This window comes from Vibrio diabolicus (genome assembly GCF_011801455.1).
Taxonomy (GTDB): domain Bacteria; phylum Pseudomonadota; class Gammaproteobacteria; order Enterobacterales; family Vibrionaceae; genus Vibrio; species Vibrio diabolicus.
This window is the reverse complement of record NZ_CP042452.1, coordinates 174,464-196,159: the sequence shown is the minus strand read 5'-3', so window position 1 is coordinate 196,159 and position 21,696 is coordinate 174,464. Positions and strand designations below refer to the sequence as shown.

16 protein-coding genes are annotated in these 21,696 nt (G+C 46.4%); 10 read left to right on the top strand and 6 right to left on the bottom strand.

What is annotated here, in order from left to right; all coding sequences use genetic code 11:
* Positions 1–41 precede the first annotated feature (41 nt).
* Positions 42–1,286 (bottom strand): NADH:ubiquinone reductase (Na(+)-transporting) subunit B, encoded by a 1,245-nt coding sequence (locus FR741_RS16310; protein WP_167427210.1) that lies wholly within the window; start codon positions 1,284–1,286, stop codon positions 42–44.
* A gap of 162 nt (positions 1,287–1,448) precedes the next feature.
* On the opposite strand from FR741_RS16310, the gene FR741_RS16305 reads away from it, so the two are divergent.
* The 4 genes from FR741_RS16305 to FR741_RS16290 all read left to right on the top strand — a co-directional run bounded on the left by FR741_RS16305 (position 1,449) and on the right by FR741_RS16290 (position 4,425).
* Positions 1,449–2,837 (top strand): cytochrome ubiquinol oxidase subunit I, encoded by a 1,389-nt coding sequence (locus tag FR741_RS16305; RefSeq protein WP_167427209.1) that lies wholly within the window; start codon positions 1,449–1,451, stop codon positions 2,835–2,837.
* A gap of 10 nt (positions 2,838–2,847) precedes the next feature.
* A complete protein-coding gene (gene cydB, locus FR741_RS16300; RefSeq protein ID WP_167427208.1) occupies positions 2,848–3,846 on the top strand; it encodes a cytochrome d ubiquinol oxidase subunit II in 999 nt (332 codons plus the stop codon).
* The gene (locus FR741_RS16295; protein ID WP_080955913.1) at positions 3,846–3,944 is read left to right on the top strand and encodes a DUF2474 family protein; all 99 of its coding nucleotides are present in this window, start codon (positions 3,846–3,848) and stop codon (positions 3,942–3,944) included. The genes cydB and FR741_RS16295 overlap by 1 nt, the downstream gene beginning before the upstream one ends.
* A 76-nt stretch (positions 3,945–4,020) precedes the next feature.
* Complete coding sequence (locus tag FR741_RS16290; RefSeq protein WP_167427207.1) at positions 4,021–4,425, top strand: cystatin; 405 nt, start codon at positions 4,021–4,023, stop codon at positions 4,423–4,425.
* A gap of 47 nt (positions 4,426–4,472) precedes the next feature.
* On the opposite strand, the gene lhgO is transcribed toward FR741_RS16290, so the two are convergent.
* The 3 genes from lhgO to FR741_RS16275 all read right to left on the bottom strand — a co-directional run bounded on the left by lhgO (position 4,473) and on the right by FR741_RS16275 (position 8,930).
* Positions 4,473–5,699 carry an L-2-hydroxyglutarate oxidase gene (gene lhgO, locus FR741_RS16285; RefSeq protein ID WP_167427206.1) on the bottom strand — a complete coding sequence of 409 codons (1,227 nt, stop codon included), beginning with the start codon at positions 5,697–5,699 and terminating at the stop codon, positions 4,473–4,475.
* 8 nt (positions 5,700–5,707) lie between these two features.
* A complete protein-coding gene (locus FR741_RS16280; protein WP_167427205.1) occupies positions 5,708–7,831 on the bottom strand; it encodes a TRAP transporter permease in 2,124 nt (707 codons plus the stop codon).
* Between the two features lie 88 nt (positions 7,832–7,919).
* Positions 7,920–8,930, bottom strand: a complete 1,011-nt coding sequence (locus tag FR741_RS16275) for a TAXI family TRAP transporter solute-binding subunit (RefSeq protein WP_005374185.1) — start codon at positions 8,928–8,930, stop codon at positions 7,920–7,922.
* 836 nt (positions 8,931–9,766) lie between these two features.
* Here FR741_RS16275 and brnQ point away from each other — a divergent pair.
* Positions 9,767–11,077, top strand: a complete 1,311-nt coding sequence (gene brnQ, locus FR741_RS16270) for a branched-chain amino acid transport system II carrier protein (protein WP_167427204.1) — start codon at positions 9,767–9,769, stop codon at positions 11,075–11,077.
* 103 nt (positions 11,078–11,180) lie between these two features.
* Positions 11,181–12,389 (top strand): GGDEF domain-containing protein, encoded by a 1,209-nt coding sequence (locus FR741_RS16265; RefSeq protein ID WP_167427203.1) that lies wholly within the window; start codon positions 11,181–11,183, stop codon positions 12,387–12,389.
* Between the two features lie 45 nt (positions 12,390–12,434).
* Here FR741_RS16265 and FR741_RS16260 read toward each other — a convergent pair whose 3' ends face one another.
* The gene (locus FR741_RS16260) at positions 12,435–13,784 is read right to left on the bottom strand and encodes a sigma-54-dependent transcriptional regulator (protein ID WP_167427202.1); all 1,350 of its coding nucleotides are present in this window, start codon (positions 13,782–13,784) and stop codon (positions 12,435–12,437) included.
* Between the two features lie 169 nt (positions 13,785–13,953).
* On the opposite strand from FR741_RS16260, the gene FR741_RS16255 reads away from it, so the two are divergent.
* From FR741_RS16255 to FR741_RS16245, 3 genes are all read left to right on the top strand, one after another.
* On the top strand, positions 13,954–16,026 hold the full coding sequence (locus FR741_RS16255) for a sensor histidine kinase (protein WP_167427201.1): 2,073 nt from the start codon (positions 13,954–13,956) through the stop codon (positions 16,024–16,026).
* Positions 16,027–16,239: 213 nt separating this feature from the next.
* A complete protein-coding gene (locus FR741_RS16250; protein WP_006741246.1) occupies positions 16,240–17,367 on the top strand; it encodes a conjugal transfer protein TraF in 1,128 nt (375 codons plus the stop codon).
* Positions 17,368–17,558: 191 nt separating this feature from the next.
* Positions 17,559–18,950, top strand: coding sequence for a glycoside hydrolase family 1 protein (locus FR741_RS16245; protein WP_167427200.1), 1,392 nt, complete (start codon positions 17,559–17,561; stop codon positions 18,948–18,950).
* Between the two features lie 99 nt (positions 18,951–19,049).
* Here the strand turns inward: FR741_RS16245 and FR741_RS16240 are convergent, their stop codons facing one another.
* Entirely contained in the window at positions 19,050–21,086 is a 2,037-nt protein-coding gene (locus FR741_RS16240; RefSeq protein ID WP_167427199.1) for a PhoX family protein, read from the bottom strand.
* A 266-nt stretch (positions 21,087–21,352) separates the two neighbouring features.
* Between FR741_RS16240 and FR741_RS16235 the strand changes: the two genes are divergently transcribed.
* Complete coding sequence (locus FR741_RS16235) at positions 21,353–21,691, top strand: YggL 50S ribosome-binding family protein (protein WP_005393599.1); 339 nt, start codon at positions 21,353–21,355, stop codon at positions 21,689–21,691.
* Positions 21,692–21,696: the final 5 nt, after the last annotated feature.

Sequence of the window (21,696 nt, the reverse complement as noted above, 5' to 3'; positions counted from 1 at the left end):
AGTGCAGTTTTCAATCAACTTTCAGTGAAGTCACCCTCATTTTAAGAAGGTCTCGCCCTTTTCATTCTGCGTTTGATATTACTTTCTTTGACTAAATAATCGAAAAGTGGCGCGAATAAGTTAGCAAATAGAATCGCTAACATGATGCCTTCTGGATAAGCTGGGTTCAGCACTCGGATAAAAATCGTCATCACACCGATTAATAGTCCGTATGCCCATTTACCGCCATTGGTAAAAGCCGCCGAGACAGGATCTGTCGCCATAAAGAAGGTACCAAACGCGACCCCACCAATCACGAAGTGCCAGTAAAACGGCATGGAGAACATTGGGTTAGAGTCCGAACCGATCGCATTCAATAATAATGAAGCCGCCACTAAACCAACCAACACACCTGCAACGATTCGCCACGACGCTATCTTCATAAAGATGAGAACCAAGCCTGTTAGTGCGATCAACAACGTGGAGACTTCACCCATCGAGCCTGGTAAATTACCAACAAAAGCATCTCCCCATGAAAGTGGCTCTCCCGTCATATTATTTATCAAGGCACTTTGCCCACCTTCATACCATTGGCTCAGCGGTGTAGCGCCAGAGTAACCATCTGCCGCAACCCACACGGCACCACCGGACATGTTAGCGGGATAAGCGAAGTACAAGAAGGCTCGCCCTGCTAGTGCCGGGTTTAAGAAGTTTCGCCCCGTACCACCGAAAATCTCCTTCGCCACAACAATACCGAAAGTGATACCTAAAGCCGCTTGCCACAGTGGAATTGTCGGTGGAAGGATCAGCGCAAAGAGTATAGAGCTGACAAAAAAGCCTTCATTTACCTCATGCTTTCGCACAATAGCAAACAGAACTTCCCAGAAACCACCAACGATAAACACCGTCGCATAAACGGGTAGAAAATAAGTAGCACCAAGCCACATTTTACTTGCCCACCCCGCTTGTGAAACCGCATCTAACGAGCCCCATACCCAACTCAGTTGCCACGAAGAAGCCAGCGCTTGCTGAGCTGAGGCTTGCTCCATTCCATACAACAAAGCATCGCTGGACTGCTGACCTATGTTGTACATACCCCAGAACATGGCAGGGAAGACCGCCAGCCACACCATGATCATAATACGTTTTAAATCGATGCTATCTCGAACGTGAGTCATGCCCTGATTAACCTTACCAGGCGTGTAAAAAATGGTTTCGACAGCTTCGAACAATGGATAGAACTTGTGATACTTCCCACCTGGGCCAAACTTAGGTGTCGCTTTCTCAAAGTAGTGTTTAAGGCTCATAACAACTCCTCCTTTACCTAAAAGATGGTACGCACTGCCGTAAAAAGCGATCGTTTTTTAATCTCTTAGCCTTCCTTCTTCGTATTCCATTTTGTTCGTCGCTCTTCCCTCATCTCTTCTAATTCGGCGAACTGTTAATTCGAAACTTAAAAGGGAATGCCCATGGACACACTCGCCATCGATTTAGCCAGATTCCAATTTGCCTTTACTGTCTCTTTCCACATCATTTTTCCAGCGTTTACGATTGGTTTGGCAAGTTACCTCGCCGTGTTAGAGGGCTTGTACTTAAAAACGGGCAACAAACAGTACATGCAGATCTATAAATACTGGCTCAAAATCTTTGCCATCAGTTTTGGTATGGGTGTGGTAAGTGGCATCGTGTTGAGCTATCAATTCGGAACCAACTGGAGCGTATTTGCCGACAAAACAGGCCCAATCTTAGGCCCGTTAATGGGCTATGAAGTTTTCACTGCGTTTTTCCTCGAAGCGGGGTTTTTAGGCGTGATGCTCTTCGGTATGGATAAGGTAGGTAAGAGGCTTCACTTCGCCGCGACTTGTATTGTTGCATTCGGGACGTTTTTGTCTGCGTTTTGGATACTTTCGGTTAATAGTTGGATGCAAACACCAGCGGGCTACAGTATCAACGAAGCCGGACAGTTTATCCCAGAAGACTGGTGGGCGATTGTCTTCAACCCTTCCTTCCCTTACCGGCTCGTTCATATGTTGCTCGCCGCTTACCTTACTACTGCCTTTGTTGTAGCCGGCGTTGCCGCTTATCACTTACTAAAAGCAAACCATAACCCTCTAGCCAGAATTATGTTCTCGATGGCAATGTGGATGGCTGCCATCGTGACACCAATTCAAATCGTTGCTGGAGACATGCATGGTTTAAACACCCTTGAACATCAACCCGCCAAAGTCGCCGCGATGGAAGGGCACTATGAGTCTCACCAAGGCGCGCCATTGATCCTCTTCGGTATCCCTAACGATGAAGAAAAACGCATGGAATACGCACTGGAAATCCCCAAACTCGGTAGTTTGATCTTAACTCATGACCTCAACGGTGAAGTGAAGGGATTAGATGCTTTTCCAGAGGAGGAACACCCTCCTGTCTCTATCGTTTTCTGGTCTTTCCGAGTAATGGTCGCGCTTGGTTTTGGCATGCTTGTTATTGGTTTGTGGAGCCTATGGTTAAGAAAACGTCGCAAACTTTTTGATTCAAGGGCACTTCAACGTATTTGTGTCCTGTTTGCCCCAGCGGGGTTCATTGCAGTTTTAGCAGGCTGGATAACCACCGAAGTCGGTCGCCAGCCTTACACCGTATACGGTCTTTTAACCACAGCCAATTCGGCATCGCCTATTGATGCCGCCGCGGTGAGCGTCTCCCTGACGGCGTTCATCGTGGTTTACTTTGTGGTTTTTGGAGCTGGCTTCTTCTATCTCCTACGTTTGATGCGTAAGTCTCCAACTCGATATGAAGAAGGTCTAGATAGCCGACTTCCTGATGGCACGAAAACCGATGCCATCACACATTCTAACCATCTAACCTAGGAGCTAACTCATGGATTACGCATTAATTTGGTACGCTTTGATTGGGCTCGCCGTTCTGATTTATGTCGTGTTAGATGGCTTTGATCTCGGTATTGGTATCCTATTCCTCAGCGCTAATGACGATGAAGAGCGCGACATGATGATGAACAGCATCGCTCCTGTTTGGGATGGGAATGAAACTTGGTTAGTTCTTGGCGGTGGTGGGCTTTTTGCCGTGTTCCCCCTCGCCTACGCGGTCATTATGCCAGCACTCTATGCTCCCCTGATTTTAATGCTGCTCGGGTTAATTCTGCGCGGGGTTTCTTTTGAGTATCGCTTCCGAACACAACGCGGAAAGTTTTTATGGGATAGCGCTTTTTTCATTGGTTCACTCACCGCGGCATTGATGCAAGGCATTATGCTTGGAACCCTGATCCAAGGTATAGAAGTTAGTGAACGAGCATACGCAGGTGGATGGTTTGATTGGCTTTCACCATTTAGCGTATTTTGTGGCTTGGCGCTTGTTTGTGCTTATATTCTGCTTGGTTCATGCTGGTTATTAATCAAGCTTCCAGAAGAGCTGATGGGGCGGTACTACGTGGTCGCGCAACGATGGGGGCTAGCGATGGTAGCCTGTATATTCATCGCCAGTTTGTGGTTGCCATTGAGCCAACATATCGTCTTTGAACGTTGGTTCTCATTACCAAACTCGCTGCTGTTTTTCATCTTACCAATTATTGCAGTGGCACTCATTTGGCAGCTATTCAAAGCCTTACTCGACCACAAAGCTGTTCGTGCCTATGTACTTGCCATCGGCCTATTTCTTGTTTCCGCGATGGGTTTCGGTGTCAGTACATTTCCTTACTTGGTCCCATTCGCACTCACTTATCAAGACGTCGCCGCGCCAGATAAAAGTTTGGCATTTTTACTTACCGGTGCGGTGGTATTACTTCCTCTGATCATAGCCTACACGGCTTATTCGTATTGGGTTTTCCGCGGTAAGATGAAACGTGGAGAAGGATATCACTAATGAAACTAAAACCCATTTTGTGGTTCATTGGCATTTGGCTGGCAAGCGTGGTCGCCTTGTTTATCGTCAGTTCGCTGATACGAGCTGCGATATTGTAGGCCAAGAGTCTACTGCACCACATCTGAAGTCATTGAGGTCTATACTCAAGCAAGAGTAAAACAACGGAGTGTTTTTATGACCTTAAAGCAGATTCTGGCAACTTTGATTCCTTTGACAGGTCTACTGTTTTCACCAAATGCATTGGCCGTAGACAAGCAGATGTCATCCGCCATGAAAAGTAAAATGCGGTCTATTTGCTCCGCAACAAACGAACAGAGCCATTGGCAAGTTGCTCAAGCTACTCCTGACGCTAGACGCTCACTCAACATGGTGCTTTATCAAATGAATGCCGATGATAAATTGAAAGCGATTCATGAGGTGAGAACGAAAATGGTCGGCGGCACCCATTATGCGTTTGAGTTCGAGTTGCAAGATGGCCAAGTCTGGAATGCGATTGTATTGCACAGTGCCCGAGGAGATTACATGATCGAAAGACACGCCAAGAAAGGCGAACTTTGCCCTAAAGAAGGCGAGTCATAAAACGTCGCTTCAAATATAGCAAAGGCGACAGTTACGTCGCCTTTGTTTTATACCGTTTTAGCCTCTATCTTCTCATTCACCTTATCGCAAATGTACTCCCCAATCGGCATTGCCGATGTCGCTGCGGGAGAGGGGGCATTGCAAACGTGTAGGCTTCTTGCGCTCTCGGCAAACAAGAAGTCATGAACCAAAGTGCCATCGGATAACACTGCTTGTGCGCGAATACCCGCAGGATATGGTTTGAGATCTTCCACCTTGATGCTTGGGCAGTATTTGTTGACCAACTTGAGATAGCCCGGCTTCCACCAAGAGTTCTTAAACTCATCCAATCCGGTTTTAAAATGCTTTTGTGTCACCTTCCAGAAACCGGAGAAACTAAGCATCTGCATGGTATCTTGCAGGCTAAAGTTAACCTTGTCGTACCCTTCTCGTTTCCAGCCTTGCACCGCATTTGGACCAACGGTCACACTGCCATCAATCATGCGAGTTAGGTGGACACCTAAGAATGGCAAATCAGGGTCGGGAATTGGATAAATAAGATGATTCACCACTTGGTCGTATTTGCTATCTAAGCGGTAGTATTCACCACGATAAGGGATGATCTGAAAGTCAGTTGGAATACCCATCATCTTAGTCATGCGATCCGCCATCAAGCCGCTGCAAGTGATCAAGAATTTGGCATTGAGCTGCATCGTTTGACCGTCTGAAATGCAGGTTAGTTGGACTTCTTCGTCCTTCTCTTCGGCAGCCACCACTTTGGTTCTCAGGCTGATTTGACCACCGAGCTTTTTGAACTCTTCTGCCATCTGCTCAGTGACCAAACGATAATCGACAATACTGGTGGTTTTGACATAAATCGCACCCAAGCCTGTGATGTTTGGTTCAGCCAGCTTGAGTTGGACTTCATCGAGTAGCTTTACGTCGATGCCGTTGACATGGCAGCGCTCATAGAGGGCATTCATGCGTTCGACTTCTTGCTCGTTGGTCGCAACCAGTAACTTGCCACAGTTCTCCACCGGAATATCGTGCTCGGCGCAGAACGAAATGGTTCGCTCTACCCCACGCTTACAAAAATCGGCTTTTAAGCTGCCCGGCGCGTAGTACACCCCGGCATGAATCACGCCGCTGTTGTGTCCAGTTTGATGCTTGGCAAAGCCGGACTCTTTCTCAACCAATAAAATGGATTTGTCAGGGTGACGTTGCTGCAGTTGCCATGCCGTCGACACGCCAACGATACCGCCACCAACAATGATGTAGTCATAGACTGATTTCATACGACCTCTTATAAAACCGATAGTTGAGATTGTTGCAATTTGAACTTGCGACCACTGTAAATGAACACCGCGACAAATACCGCGCAGCTTGCCACACGAACCAACATTGGGATGTCGTGCCAAACCAGCAATGTACCCACCACTACCAACAAGAGACGCGTCAGAATGTTTAGAGGACCTTCCAAGTAACCTTCAATCGCACCAATCAATGCATAGGTACCGATGATGGCAAAGAAGCCCACGGTAATCACCGACGCCACATCCCAACTGACCAAGCCTGTGTAAGCAATCAACAGCGGGACAAGATACAAACCTTTGGCGATTTTCCACGCCATTAAACCGGTGCGCATTGGCGGTGTTTTAGCAATGGTCGCTGCTGCAAAAGCGGTCAAACACACTGGTGGTGTTACGTTACTGTCTTGCGATAGCCAGAAGATGATGAGATGAGCAGCCAGCAGTGCTAAACCTACCGCTTCCATACCCAAACTTTGCTCTAGTAGGGTTTCCATAAAGTCCGCAGGTACTAGCGCCACCATTTCTTTCGCCGTTTCCAACGCCATTGGTGCATTAAGCAGTTCCAGCTTTTCTGGCGCTGCCAACATAAAGATCGCTTTTGCTTGCTCTGGCAATTGACCTGACACCATCAATTCAAGCAATTGGTTTTCCGCAATCAACTTGTAAAGCGCAGGGGCAGACAATGTGCCCAATACAATATACGCCGCTGTCACGGGTAAGCCCATACCCAAAACAAGAGAAGCGAGTGCAATCAGAACGATCATGATGAACAAGTCACCATTCGCCCAACCATCGATCATCAATGAGAACGTGTTGCCGATGCCCGTTGTACTGATCACGTTGATCACCAAACCAATACCCACCAGCAATACAGCGGTTGTCGCCATGTTTTTCGCGCCTTGCGAAAGTGCTTCGATGATCGCTTTTGGTCCCATCTTATGATCTTTCGAAAACCAAGAAGCCACCACCACTGAAATGATCGACAAGCCCGCAGCGTAAGTTGGCGTAAAACCTTGAACCAACAAAGTGACCAATACCGCCAGTGGGATAAGGTTGTGCCAACCGCTGATCAACACTTTCAGTAGAGATTCATCGCTGGTCGTGATTTTTTGAACGCCGCTGCGTTTGGCTTCGATACGCACAAAGAACGCCACAGACAAGAAATAGATAAGAGCAGGAATGAAAGAAACGGCAATAATATCAACATAAGGAATTTGCGTGTAAGACGCCATGATGAAAGCGCCCGCTCCCATCACTGGTGGCATCAACTGACCACCTGTCGACGCCGCAGCTTCAACGCCCGCCGCGAAGCGCGAAGGAAAACCTGCTTTTTGCATCAAAGGAATACTGATAACACCGGTTGAAACCGTATTTGCCACGCTTGAGCCAGACACTGAGCCCATCAAACCGGAGCCAATCACTGCGATAAAACCCGGACCACCAATGATTTTGCCAGCCGCAGCACGTGCCACATTGATAATGTAATCACCGACACCAGAGCGAACAAGAAACGCCCCAAACAGAATGAACATGAACACGAAAGTCCAACTGATGCGCGAGATAGAGCCAAACATGCCCTCAGAAGAATAAAAGCTACGGTAGAGCAAAGTTTCCATGCTCAAACCCGGGAAGTGGAAAATACCTGTCGCCCACTTACCCCAAAGCACAACGTAACTCAGACACACCACAATCAGCACTGGAATAAACCAGCCCATGGTGCGTCGAATCAGTTCGATAACAATCAGAATTGCCATGATGGCGAAGACCCAATCGCTGGTCACGAACTTCACACCGCGTTCGTACAGCGCATCTTCGGCATAGGGAATGTAGAGCAAACACGCGACCGCGCCCATAGCAATTAACACATCGATGCCGAGTGCAATCTTACTCTGCTTGAGAGAGATATGAGCCGGATACCAAAGCGCACAAATCACCGCAAAGCCAGCAAAGTGGGTCGCGGAAATCCATAACTCCGGTAACGTCGATAAGGTATTAAACCAAATGTGCAAAGCAGACAGCACCACGCCAAACACTGTGATTGTGGTGGTTACCCACGGAAAATCAGTGCGCGTGGGCAGCTCAAACTTCTGCAATTCCTTTTCTATTGAGTCGCTCATCTCATACTCCAAGCTCTGGCGGCTTTTTCCATCTTAGAAATCGGTAGGGATAAAATGCCCCGAGCCGAAGCTCGGGGCCAAGTAGGCGTTATTTCGCCATTAGGTCTGATGGGATTTCGATGCCCATTTCTTTGTAGTAACGCGCCGCGCCTGGGTGAAGAGGCACTGGTAAGCCAGCGATCGCTTTCTCAATCGCCATTGCTTTTGTTGCTTTGTGAATGCCTTGTAGGAAAGGTAGGTTCTCGTAGATCGCTTTGGTTAGCTGGTAAACGTCTTCTTCCGAGATATCTTCACGAACTGCCAAGAAGTTTGGCTGTGCAATGGTGGTGATTGGCTTATCTAGACCCGGGTACGTGTTCGCTGGGATCTCGTACTTCGTCCATAGGTTGTAATTGCCGTTCGCCTCTTTGATTTGTTCGTCAGTAAACGAAAGAATCGAAATGTCTTTACCCAGCGCAGCAAAAGCTTGAGTAACCGCACCAACAGGTACACCTGCAGGCGTGTTCATACCGTCAATGGTACCGTTTTGAAGTGCGCTCGCGCTGCCGCCGTAGCCCATGTAAGCAAGATTGAATTTATCAGGGTCTACCTTCAGACCTTTCATGATTTGGCGACCCGAGTTCTCAGTACCAGAGTTCTTCTTACCGATAGAGAACTTCTTGCCATCTAGGTTGTTCAGGTCAGTCACTGTGCCCGTTTTTGCTAGGTCAGAGCGAACAATAAAGTGCTCAACGTTTTGCCACAACATAGAGACCGAACGCAGCTGCTCTTGGCGACCGCTTTTCTCATAAGGACCTTCGCCAGACCAAGCCCATGCACCGTAAAGACCTTGCAGAATCGCGAACTGTGCTTCATTTTCGTTCAGCAGTTTGACGTTTTCACCAGAGCCCGCAGAGCTGATTGCAGAAAGGGAGAAGTGGTGCTTTGGTGCCAATTTCACTTTGCTTAAAGTCGCCAACGCTACGCCCACAGGGTAGTAAGTACCCCCTGTCGATGCCGTTGCAAGAATGTAGCTACGATCTTCTGCCGCAGCGTTAGCAGCAATACCAAAAGAAGTCACAGCGACAGCCAAAGCTTTTACCAGCTTATTCATTTTCATTATTACTCTCCGTGTAGTGGTTTCACGATTGGGGATTTACATCATGTTAAATCTTCATTAACAACAAATTCCCTAGAGCAATTGAAATGCCAACTTTTAGGTCATTGTATTTATTGACATAAGCACAAAAAGACATCAAAAATGAGCAAAATCATGCTGATTTGATAGCAAAGTAATGAGCAAGATCTTGCTCATTGAAGAGAAGAAGGTTGCACGCCTAGATCGCAAAAGGTTAATAAAATGTGATCAAGACAAAATAAATGCACGATTCACTAATAAGCAATATTTTGCCGATGCAATTTTGGATTGAACTGCAACTAATGAGCGTCTTAACAATAAGAAGAAAAAGCGCATCATTCTAAACTGCTCACTTTATCAGCGGAGGTTTATAGCCTAAACGACTACAAATAGCACAAAAATACAGCAAAACAAGCCATGTTACAGAAATGAAAAGTCATTTATTCTGATTTTGAATTTAAAAAGCAGTTCGATCCACCAGTTCAGAAACAAACATTGACCGTATCAACTTATTTTCTACTTCGGGGTTGTGCCAATAGCCCTATGTTCGTTAGGGTAACAACACGCCAAGGCAAACGTATTACTTGGTATTTTTTCGTCATTAAGGATCACCCATGTCAGCAACTGCGCAATTACAATTCGCTTTAAAACGCCCATCTGGCGTTGCTGCTGCGATCCTCCTGCTCTCTCTGAAACTGATTCAGAGCTGACAGGCTATATCTAAACTTTCTGTCAGCTTGAGAAGAAGCTGACGGGAACACCACATACTCCTCCCATTCCTTTCAGTTTCTTCCAAGCGAAACATAAGAGGAATAACAATGTTAAGCGCACGCAATATCGCCGCTTTGGGCTTCATGACTTTCGCCATGTACTTAGGCGCAGGTAACCTGATCTTCCCTCCATTTTTGGGTTACCAAGCAGGTGAAAACTTTCTGAGCGGGATGTCTGGCTTCCTCTTGACGGGTGTAGGTCTGCCTGCGATGGCACTGGTGATGGTGGCTATCGTAAACGGTTCAGACAAATTAACCGCTGCCCTACCTAAACCTTTGGCGACCAGTTTTTGGGTGATGGTGTTTATCGTGATTGGCCCTGCGTTCGTGATTCCGCGCGCAATTACCGTGGCTTACCAGTTCAGCTTTGCGCCAATGTTTGGTGATGCCGCTTTGGTGCCTTTCACTATTGCCTTCTGTGCTATCACCATTCTATTTGCCCTATATCCGGGTAAGTTGGTCGACAACCTAGGTAAGATCTTAACGCCTGCATTGATGGCGATCTTGATCATCATGTCTGTGACTGCTTTGGTTTCTCCTGCAGGCGAACTAACTGCCGCAACGGGACCATACGTATCTGGTGCATTTGCTGAAGGCTTAACGCAAGGCTACATGACCATGGATGCACTAGGCTCTATCGGTTTTGGTTGGATTATCTTCCGTGCGATTCGCAGCATGGGTGTGGATTGTCCGAAAGCCACTGCAAAATACACACTAATTGCTGCTTTGATGTATGCAGTTGCCATGGCATTTGTTTACATCTCATTGGCTTACATTGGCTCAACAAGCTCATACTTAGGTTCTGAATTCAGCAATGGTGGCGACATCTTAACGGCATTCACCTTCAGCCACTTCGGCGCATTTGGCTCACTATTACTAGGTGCCGTGATGGTATTGGCGTGTTTGACTACTGCTATCGGCGTAACCACCGCAGGCAGTGAGTTCTACGACAACACTTTCAGCAAAGTGAACTACAAAGGCTGCGTGATCACGACCATGGTATTGGCTGGTTTGATCGCCAACGTAGGTCTGGAGCAACTATTGGCTATCACATTGCCAGCGGTTGTGGCGCTTCACCCAGTAGCGATTGCATTGATGATCATGGCACCAGTGCGTAACAAGATGTCGCAAATCATGGTGGTCGCGACCGCATTCACTGCTCTAACGTTTGGTTGTGTTGATGCGCTGCACATCCTAGGTTATATGCCAGATTCCACCAATGAGTGGATGGGTAATTACATGCCTCTGTACAATGACTTTGCTAGCTGGATTATGCCTAGCGTATTTATGATGATTGTTGGTCTGCTGTTTACGACGAAAACCAACCAAACCGAACAATTCGAGCTGATAAATGAATAGCCGTTTAACATAAGACATCACTCAATAAGTAAGTTAATATGTAGTTCGCTTATTGATATCAGGCAAAGGAGTTGCCTGAACTATGGATTGATGTGGAGCGCTTATGGACAATCAGTATTTAGACATCAGAACGCTCAACTTTATCGTTATTCTGTTCTCTTGCATTTACTCAATCAGTCTACTTTGTTACCAATACACACAAAAAAAGATCAAAGGCTTAAAGACTTTTTCTCTCTCGCTGTTATTTATTGGCTTTGGGCCTTTTTTACTGGGATTTAGAGGCTCCGCACCAGATTGGCTTACCATCGTCATAGCTAATACGCTCATATTAATCGGCTTCTTGCTTACGCTTTACAGCGTGAGCATTTTTCGTCAATTCCCTCTAAAACTGGCCCACTCACTCGCTTTTTTAACGCCCATTTTCAGCGGTTCGTTCTATTATTTCACCTTCCATGACCATTCAATTAAAAGCCGTATCATTTACTTAAGTGTTTATATCTGCATCGTTACGTTTTTTAGTGGGATCGCCATGCTGAAAGGCACCAAGCAAGACCAAAAACTCCCAACCATAGTGATGGCGTGCTCCTTCTTTTGCTTCAGTATTTTTATGGGCTTCAGAGCACTTTGGAGCGCTTTCGCCAATGAAGTGCCAAATTTTATGACCGCAGGTTTTATCCACCAGATGACGTTTTTACTTAGCATCTGTCTGATTGTCGCTATGAGCTTTAGCATGTTGTGGCTAATTAATGGCCGCTTGATACAGTCAATCAATGATCTCTCACATTTAGACGCCCTCACAGGGCTTCATAATCGTCGCGCGATGGAAGAAATTGTTCCAAACCTTGTTAATCAAGCGCACAAACGGAAGCAATCAATAAGCATCATCATGACCGACATGGACGAGTTCAAAGCGATTAATGATCATTATGGCCATACGGTAGGCGATTCCGTCATGGCTACGATTGCCGCTATCTTTAAGAAACACCTCCCGGAGTCAGCTTGCACAGTACGATTTGGTGGTGATGAGTTCATGATTGTTTTACTTGAAAAAGCACAACGCGCCAAAATTGTTGCCGAGCAAATTCGCCTAGCGGTAGAAACAGAAGCCTCACTGCAGTCATTCGAAAATGAGATCACCATGAGCTTTGGAATCAGTGAGTTATCTGAGGGACAATCGCTTCACGAGGTCGTTGCTGAAGCAGACGAAGCGCTGTATAGCTCTAAACATACGGGCAGAAACCAAGTCACCTTGTTTGGAGAGGGGGAAGGCCTAACTTATAAGTTTGTCCCGACTCCCTCGAAAAGCGCATAATCATATTTGTGACGCCCATAGCGGTAAGTCAGCTTAAAAATTGCGTTAAGTATAATCAGAGCGATTTAAACCAAACTTTTGCATTTTTTGGTTAAGGGTTCGACGTGGTAAATCCAACTCCTGCATCACTTCATTGATGCGTCCGTGATGCCTGACCAATGAATCATGCAGCACCTTGCGCTCAAAATTATGTAATTGAATAACCAGTGGAACACCCACTTGCGTCTCCTCCGTGGTTGACGAAGGACGGCTAGAGAGAATTTCCATCACAGATACCGTTTCATCCAAAGCAAAACGCATAGCCACGTTTCGCAGCTCTCGAACATTCCCAGGCCAAGCGTAGGAAAGCACTGCGTTTCTGTCGGCATCACTCAATGGTCGGGTTTCAGGGTTAGTTTGCAAGGTGAAGTGCTCAAACAAAATCAGTGAATCTTCTTCTCGCTCACGTAATGGTGGCAAATAGATCTGCGCCACATTGAGTCGATAATACAAATCTTGACGAAACTCATCATGATCATTGAGATCTTCTTTCGCGGCGGCGATCACTCTCAAATCAACCGAGATCTGTTGATTGCCTCCAACGCGCTCAACTGTATGTTCCTGTAATGAGCGCAGCACTTTCACCTGCATGGACAGCGGCATACTCTCGATTTCATCAAAGAATAAGGTGCCTTTATCCGCGTATTCCAACTTGCCAATGCGCTTTTTACCCGCTCCGGTAAATGCCCCAGCTTCATGCCCAAACAGCTCACTTTCAAACAGGTTCTCAGGAATGGCGCCACAGTTGATTGGCACAAAATGATGGGTTCTGCGTTGGCTTTCATTATGTAAACTGGTCGCCACCAGCTCTTTACCACAACCTGTTTCGCCGTAAATGATCACGTTAGTATCGATTTTCGCCAATTTCGCAACTTGCTCGCGTAATTGCTGCATCACTCGACTTTGACCAATGAGCACCTCTTCTAAACCACTCATGCTAGCTAGATACTCTTGGCGGTGAAGCGTCGATGTTTGCGCGCGATGGCTCTCGACCGCATCTGTGACACGTTGAGACAAACGCTCCGGTTGGAAAGGTTTTTCAATAAAATCAAACGCGCCGTTTTGTAGCGCATTCACCGCCATATCCACATCACCATGACCAGTAATTAGTATCATTGGTGTTGGAATGTGATTCGCAATAAGGCTCTCTAAAATCGAAATTCCATCAGTATCTGGCAAACGAACATCACTAACTATCGCATCAAACTCTTGGTTCAGAATGGCGGTTTTACCTTCCTCCCCCGAGCTAAAAGCTATGACGTCAAACCCCGCCAATTGCAGCCATTGGCTTGTTGCTTGACGAACGATGTCATCATCTTCAATTAGGGCGATACGCGGAATGTCGTCAAAAGTCATGAGTTACTGCCTGATCGGTGATAGAAGTCTTTGCTAAAGTTAGCAAAAACCATGCTATAGAAAAGGAGCTAGATCCCACTTCTTAATCACAATTCTTTAACATCCAATCAGTTAAGCGCACTCTTTCACTACCAACTACGATAACTATGTTCAGCCAAACGGAGCTCGTATGCAGCGCACTAAGAATGGGAAAATGTGGCTAACCGCCGTATTGATCAGTGCGCTGGTGATCTTTTTCTACGGTGCTAGCCGAGAGGTGGCCCATCAATGGCTGAGCGTCCAAACTCAACAAGAAGCACAACAGAAACTCCTCGACTACATTGGTGAAGTCCGCCGAGCATTAAAACGTTTCTATCACCTTCCCTATCTCGTCACGAATAACCCAGAAACAATTTCGTTTGTGAAAGGCAATTTAAACTACTACGAGCCACTTCAAGCACAACTGACACAGCTCGATAAAGCCGCGAATACAGAGGGCTGGTTGATACTTTCAACCTCGGGAGAAGTGTTGGTATCGAGTCTGATCGATGAACGGTTCAGCCGCTCTGACCGCCGTGCGATTGTCGAACAAATACAACGTCAGGGAGAAGGCGTCTCACTGGTGAATAAAACAAAAGGTTCTAGTCCGCTTTACTACCTCTCTGCACCAATTTTTGATGGTTTGGAGATAGCGGGCATCGTTGTTGTTCAAATCAACCTGAGTTTGCTAACAGAGCAGACCATCACCAGCCAAGACATCATCACGCTACAAAATCGCCATCAACGCTTCTTCCTCTCCAGCAGCACAAACTATAACGCCGACTGGTTTAATGAACCGAATAACCAAGTCAAAGTCGAAACTCAAACGCTATATGACAATACGGTGATTCATTTCTGGACTCTCAATCAGCAGCGCTACTTTGCACACACAGTAAAGCTGGACGACTTAAACTGGTTTGTCAGTTACCTTATTCCGACCAAACCTGTTCAGCAAACGATTAGTGTCATTGGATGGAGCATCGCAGCGCTCCTCCTACTCCTTATCCTGTTGGTGATCATTGGTTTACAGCGTCGACAAAAGCATCTCAATCAGCAGCGTATTCAAGCCTTACTAGAAGAATCGCAACGCCGACTTAAACAGATGATCAATAAAACACATGTTGGTTTGTTGTTGATTGATGAACAAGGTCTATTGTTCGACCTCAACCCAATGGCAAAACGCCTTTTTTGTCTTCCTGAAAGTGTGAATCGTCATACCTTCGCCTGGGAATTATTTGATGCAGGTAATTCAAATTCAACCACACTCACTTTGCTTAGAGATCTGCCAAAGCATAAGGAACTGGCAGAGATTAGCGCTGTAGAAACCATGGCGCGACGCAGTGATGGCAGCGTATTTCCTGTACTATTTTCACTCACTAGCTTCCCATGGCACGGTGAGCAGTATTTTCTTGCTACCATAATCGACATTAGCAAACGTAAAAAAGCGGAACAATCGCTGCAACTGATTAACCAAGAGCTCGCTCAAAGGGTGGAAGAGCGAACTCAAGCTTTAAAACAAGCCCAAGAGCAATTGATTGAATCAAGCAAAATGGCAGCATTGGGCAGAATGTCGAGCGCGATTACCCACGAGTTAAACCAACCATTGACTGGCCTGCGTACCCTTTTAACCACCAACGAGTTACTAGCAGAACGTGGACAAACAGACATGATGAAAGCCAATAACAAGTTGATTCAAAAGTTGATTGACCGCATGGCGAGCATGACCAGTCAGCTAAAAACGTTTGCCTACAATAAACCAGAAACACTGCACGAGATATCGCTGACAAACGCTTTAGAAGAGACGCTACGCGTCTATCAATCTCAACTCGCAAAGGTAGACGTTCGGGTACGCATTCCCAACGACTTACCCAATATCATTGGCGAAGAGCAACGCCTACAACAAGTGCTCGGCAACCTAATTTCTAACGCATTAGATGCGATGAAAGAGACCCAAGATCCCCAGTTAATGATTGCCGTTACACCCACTACCGATAATGTTGAGGTCGTGGTAAGTGATAATGGGTGTGGGGTACCTTCAGACCAACTCGATACCATGTTCGAGCCTTTCCAAACCAGTAAAAAAATTGGTGAAGGACTGGGGTTAGGACTTTCCATCACCGCCAACAATATGCGAGATATGCAAGGGAAAATCAGTGCGCAGCTCAACGCTGATAAAGGCATGTCCTTCACCTTAATGTTTGAGCTCGCTCCTCATCGTAGCTAATCCAACGCCATCCACCTCTCCAGCTTTTCTCCACACAATTAAAGAGCAATAAATCTTAATCAACTTTATAAAGCGAGTTGCCTAACCTACGCTTAACTTGATGAATCGCCACATGCTATTCATCAGCACAATTTTTGGTGGTTGACACCAAGTTTTAGCTCCCACCATCTAATTTATTGATAAGTAATTATTTAAAGTAAGAATGGATGCGTTATGAGAAAACTAACTTTAGCAGCAACAGGGGCGCTTTTTATTTTATCACCTCACGCTTTTGCAGCACCTTACGCAGCAGACGCTCGAAGTCACGGAATGGGAAATACAGGCGTCGTTTCCGCTGACTATTTAACCGCTCCTCTACACAACCCAGCCCTAGGCGCTCTCTATCGAGAAAATGACGATATCGGCCTACTCATTCCTGCTCTCGGCGTCAATATTCACGATGAGGATGAAGCTTTATCAGCCGTTGATGATGTTCAAGACCTTTACGATAGTATTCAGGGCATTCCCACACCTGCGAACGAAGCCGAACTTAATCGACTACTCGATCAATTAGATAAGAGTGCTCCAGTCGTCATTAACGGAGGTCTGAGCCTCGCGATTGCGATTCCGACACGCTACATGTCGGTAAACCTTTTTAGCGCTGGTTATGTGGAGATACTTGCGGCACCCGATATCTCAGATTCAACAAACACCGCAGATCGATACCTCAATTCTGCCGTCGACCTAGCGGCTTTCGGTAGTGCGGAATATGGCGTTGCCTTGGCTCGCGCATACACGATAGGTGGGCAGCAATTCGCATTTGGTATTACGCCCAAATACCAACAACTTAAAACCTATACGCAGCGTACAACACTAGATGACTTTGATATCGAGGATTACGACAAAAGTGAAGTATCAAAGAACACGTTCAATATGGATCTTGGGGTCGCTTGGTATCACAACGCATTTAGAGCTGGTCTCTCGTTAAAAGACGTCTTCGAGCAAGATATAGAAACAAAACTAGGCAACTATACCTACGAACTCACGCCACAAGCGACCCTTGGTATCGGCTATGTCGGGGACTATGTCGCTCTGAGCCTAGACGCCGATCTCACCAAACAAAAGCGCTTTAAAGAGCTCGACGATGACACCCAGTTTATTCGCGTTGGTATCGAGGGGAATGCTTGGGGATGGGCTCAACTCCGCGCTGGTTATGAAGTTGACCTAGAAAATAACCTCGATAACTCGGTGACAGGTGGCATTGGCATCAGTCCTTTTGATGTGATCAGTGTAGACCTAGCAGGGTCTTACGCTGGCGATAACCAGTTTGGCGCGGCGGCGAATTTAGCATTTACGTTTTGAATACGAATGCCAACCTAAATTCACTTAGGTTGGCATTGTTAACAACCATCCTATATCTCAATGTTTATCATTACTGACGTTTGGTGATGAACTGATAAAAACACGATCTCGCTATAAGTATCGAGATGTCTCCTACACTATTCTCAAGCAATAAATCCACAAACATTTCCTAAATATAAAGAGTGAGAAACATGATTAAGTTTCCAGATAATTTCCTTTGGGGTGGTGCCATTGCGGCAAACCAGGTAGAGGGGGCATACAACCTTGGGGGGAAAGGTTTATCAACATCAGATATGTTGCCAAACGGCATTCTAAGCCCGCATCAAACGCGTGAAGAACGAACGCCTGGTATCAAAGATCTTGCGATCGATTTCTACAATCGCTATCCAGAAGATATTGCCCTGTTTAAAGAGATGGGATTCACCTGCCTGCGCTTGTCCATCGCTTGGAGTCGTATTTTTCCTAATGGCGATGAGCTTGAGCCAAACGAAGAAGGACTGGCGTTTTACGACAAAATTTTTGATGAGCTAGCCAAACACGATATGCAACCATTTGTGACGCTTTCTCATTACGAGATGCCTTACGCCTTGGTTGAGAATTATGGTGGTTGGAGCGATCGTCGAGTGATCGAGTTTTTCGAGCGTTACGCTCGCACCGTGCTGGAACGCTACAAAGACAAAGTGAAGCTGTGGCTTACCTTTAACGAAATCAACATGTCACTTCATGCGCCATTTACGGGAGTGGGCTTGCAAGAAGACGCCTGTGAACAAGACATTTATCAAGCGATTCACCACCAGCTTGTAGCAAACGCGAAAGCGGTAAAACTGTGTCAGCAAATCGTACCAAACGGCAAGATTGGTAACATGCTGCTTGGCGCAATCAACTACCCATACACCTGCAACCCTGATGATGTGCTTGCTGCTATGCATGAAAACAATAAGTGGTTGTTCTTCGGTGATGTGCAGACTCGTGGTCAGTACCCAGGCTACATGAAACGTTACTTCCGTGAAAACGGCATTGAAATACAAATGGAAGCTGGCGACTTAGAAGACATTGCCTCGGCAAGTGTCGATTTTATTTCCTTCAGCTACTACGCAAGTGGCTGTGCGAGTGCCGATCCGAAACAGAAAGAAGTGGGTAACATCGTCGATAGCGTACCAAACCCATACCTTGAAAAGAGCCAATGGGGCTGGTTGATCGATCCAAAAGGCCTGCGCGTTTTGCTTAACTTCCTTCACGATCGTTACCAAAAGCCGCTATTTATCGTCGAGAATGGCTTAGGCGCTCGCGATGAATTCGATGAAAACGGGGAAATCCAAGACGATTATCGAATCTCATACCTTAATGATCATTTGGTTCAAGCACACGAAGCGATTCTTGATGGCGTTGAGTTGATGGGCTTCACCAGCTGGGGGCCAATCGACTTGGTGGCTAACTCAACAGCCGAAATGAGCAAGCGTTACGGTTATATTTATGTCGATCGTCATGATGATGGGCAAGGAACGCTAGAGCGTAAACGCAAGAAGAGCTTCTACTGGTATCAAGACGTGATTCGTACTTCAGGCGGTTCATTGAAAAGCTAAGCCTGTTGTCTGGATATAAAGTGCGACTAGGCATTCGCCTAAACCATCAAGCCCTGCATTTGCAGGGCTTGAATTTTAAGGTGTTAATGCATTTAGAGATTAAACTGCAATCTCTCCACCGTCTTCACGTCGAATAACCACCGTCGCCGCTCGTGGGCGCACAGAAACACCAGCAGGCGTTTCTTCGGCGGCATCTTCACTGTATGGCCAGTTGCCTGGGTGCTGAATATTCACAAACAATGATTTGTAATCAGGGCTGATAGTAAAGCCTGTCACTTCACAACCATTTGGTCCAACAAAGAAGCGTTTAAGCTCCGCTTGGTTATCCGCACCAATCACTGCTTGGTCACCATTCTCATCTGTTAGCTTAGATGGCACAACAGCCAACATTTGATCATTAGTGTAAGACGTAACTTCATCTGCACCGTTATCGGTCTGAATCCACAAAATACCACGGCCATCAAACGCTAATCCGTCAGGGCTAGCAAACTGGTTTAGCTCATTCAGGCCAGAACGGTTGGTATCTGCATCACCATTTGCTGGCGAACCAAAGACAAAAATATCCCAAGTAAAGTCTGTAGCTGAAGCCCCTTCATCCCAACGAATAACGTGACCAAACTTATTGTTCAAACGTGGGTTCGCAGGATTGGTTTCATCAGTACGGCGCGTATTATTCGTCAATGTTAAGTAAACCGAGCCTGTAAATGGATCAACCGTACACCACTCTGGGCGATCCATTGGAGTTGCCCCAACGAGGTCAGCCGCGCCTGCCGTATTAATGATAATTTCAGCCAATGAGTTAAAGTGATCCGCTAACGTACCACCAGATTTTGTTACGCTATCAAGCGTCAACGGTAACCAAGTACCTGTGCTGTCTTCATTGAAGCGCGCAACATACAGTGTGCCTTTGTCCATGTACTTGTCACCCATCGCCAAACGGTTATCAGGGTTAGCATCTGCTGGATCCCACGCTGCCGCAGATTCAAATTTGTATAGGTACTCAAAGCGAGAGTCGTGACCAGAGTAGAATACCACTGGTTTGCCTTCTTCCAACTTACCGAAAGTACAGCCTTCGTGGCGGAAACGACCTAGTGCAGTACGCTTCTTCGCACGCGAGTTTTGCGTGTAAGGGTCAATTTCGACGATGTAACCGTGACCATTGGCTTCATTACGGTAATCATCCATTGCACTTGCTCCTGTTGGAGCCACGTTAAAGCGAGAGAACTCATCGAGACGCTCTTCTGCATTTCCTGCAAGTGTTTCCCACAAGTAGCGTGTGCTTTGGTCATCAACACCAATGCGATCTTGTTCTTCTGTACGAGTCCCGGTATTAACAAAGTAACCTGGCCAGTTCTCTTCACACGTTAAGTACGTGCCCCACGGCGTATAGCCGTTGCCACAGTTGTTTAACGTACCACGTGCTTGGCTGCCATCTGGCGAGAAACGAGTGACGGTTAGTGACGTGTGCGCGACTGGGCCAGATAAGTCCATTGCTGTCGCACCAGTGTAACGGCGGTTTAGTGGATCGGTATCAACCAACTTCCACATGTTGTCTTCAAGCTGAATGCGAACCACTGACACACCGTGCGCGTTAATCTCTTTACGCACTTCATCTACAATGGTACGTACGCCATTTTCAACCGTCGGACCGTTTGGATGCAGTGCTGATGTATCAATGTACTCGTGGTTGATGCAAAGCAGACCGTCGGTCGTACTGTCATTTAATGGGAAAAAGTGCATGCCATCATGGTGCATGCCCAACGCGTTAAGTTGGTCTGAGCTGGTATTGCTGCCATCATTTTTCCACGCGCTGCCTTGAGCATTCAGCGGTGTACCCCAAGGTACCAGTACTTGTGCGGTGTAGCCTTGTGGAATTGAAACGGCGTCAGTGAGTGAGCCAGGGATAGATTCAAAGTTAAGAACGGCTTTAGATACGCCCGAGCCACTGCTTACTGTACTTCCTGAGTCCGATGAATTACAACCAGCCAATCCGAAAGCACCAAACGCTGTCATCGCACTGATACCTAAACCACCTTTTAGAATGCTGCGTCGAGATAGGCTCGCTTCTAATACTTCTTCAAATGGTTTGTTTTCACTTTGGTTATAACGCGTCGCGTCAAAGGTTTCCTTGCTCATTTTTACTTTCCCGATCTTATAGTTTAATTAATAAATAAGTGATTAGTTGAACGGCAAGAAGTTTGGAGAAGAAAAATGACAAAAGTGCTTAAAACATATGAAACTTGTGTTTCAGCAGTGCAGCAAACTCAGCAGCGTTACCAATTGAGCAATTAAGTTTTGGTCACATAATCACCAACTGTATCGCTTCATTCTGATTTTACTTGGGCTAAAGTGTGATAGAAGGTATAAGGTGTACGAATTCAAATCATCTACGAGAGATAATCATGAAATTAGACAAGATCGATAACAAGAGCCGTCGTATCCGTAAAAAGCTGTTCTTAGGTGAGTTCGCAATCCTAGGTTTCGAGATCAGCTGTGAAACAGACATCAACGACTTCGACCGTTACGATGCATTCGTTGATGACTTTATCGACTACATTGATGGGCTTGGCCTTTGCTTCGGCGGCGGTGGTCTAGAACTGTTTGAAGGCTTCCTATGCTCTACTGACCGTTACGGCAGTGCTACTGAAGAGCAAAAAGCACAAGTTATTGCATGGTTAGAAGCACGTCCAGAAGTGAAAAGCGCAAAAGCTGGCGACTTGGTTGACGCAAACTACCTGTAAGTAAC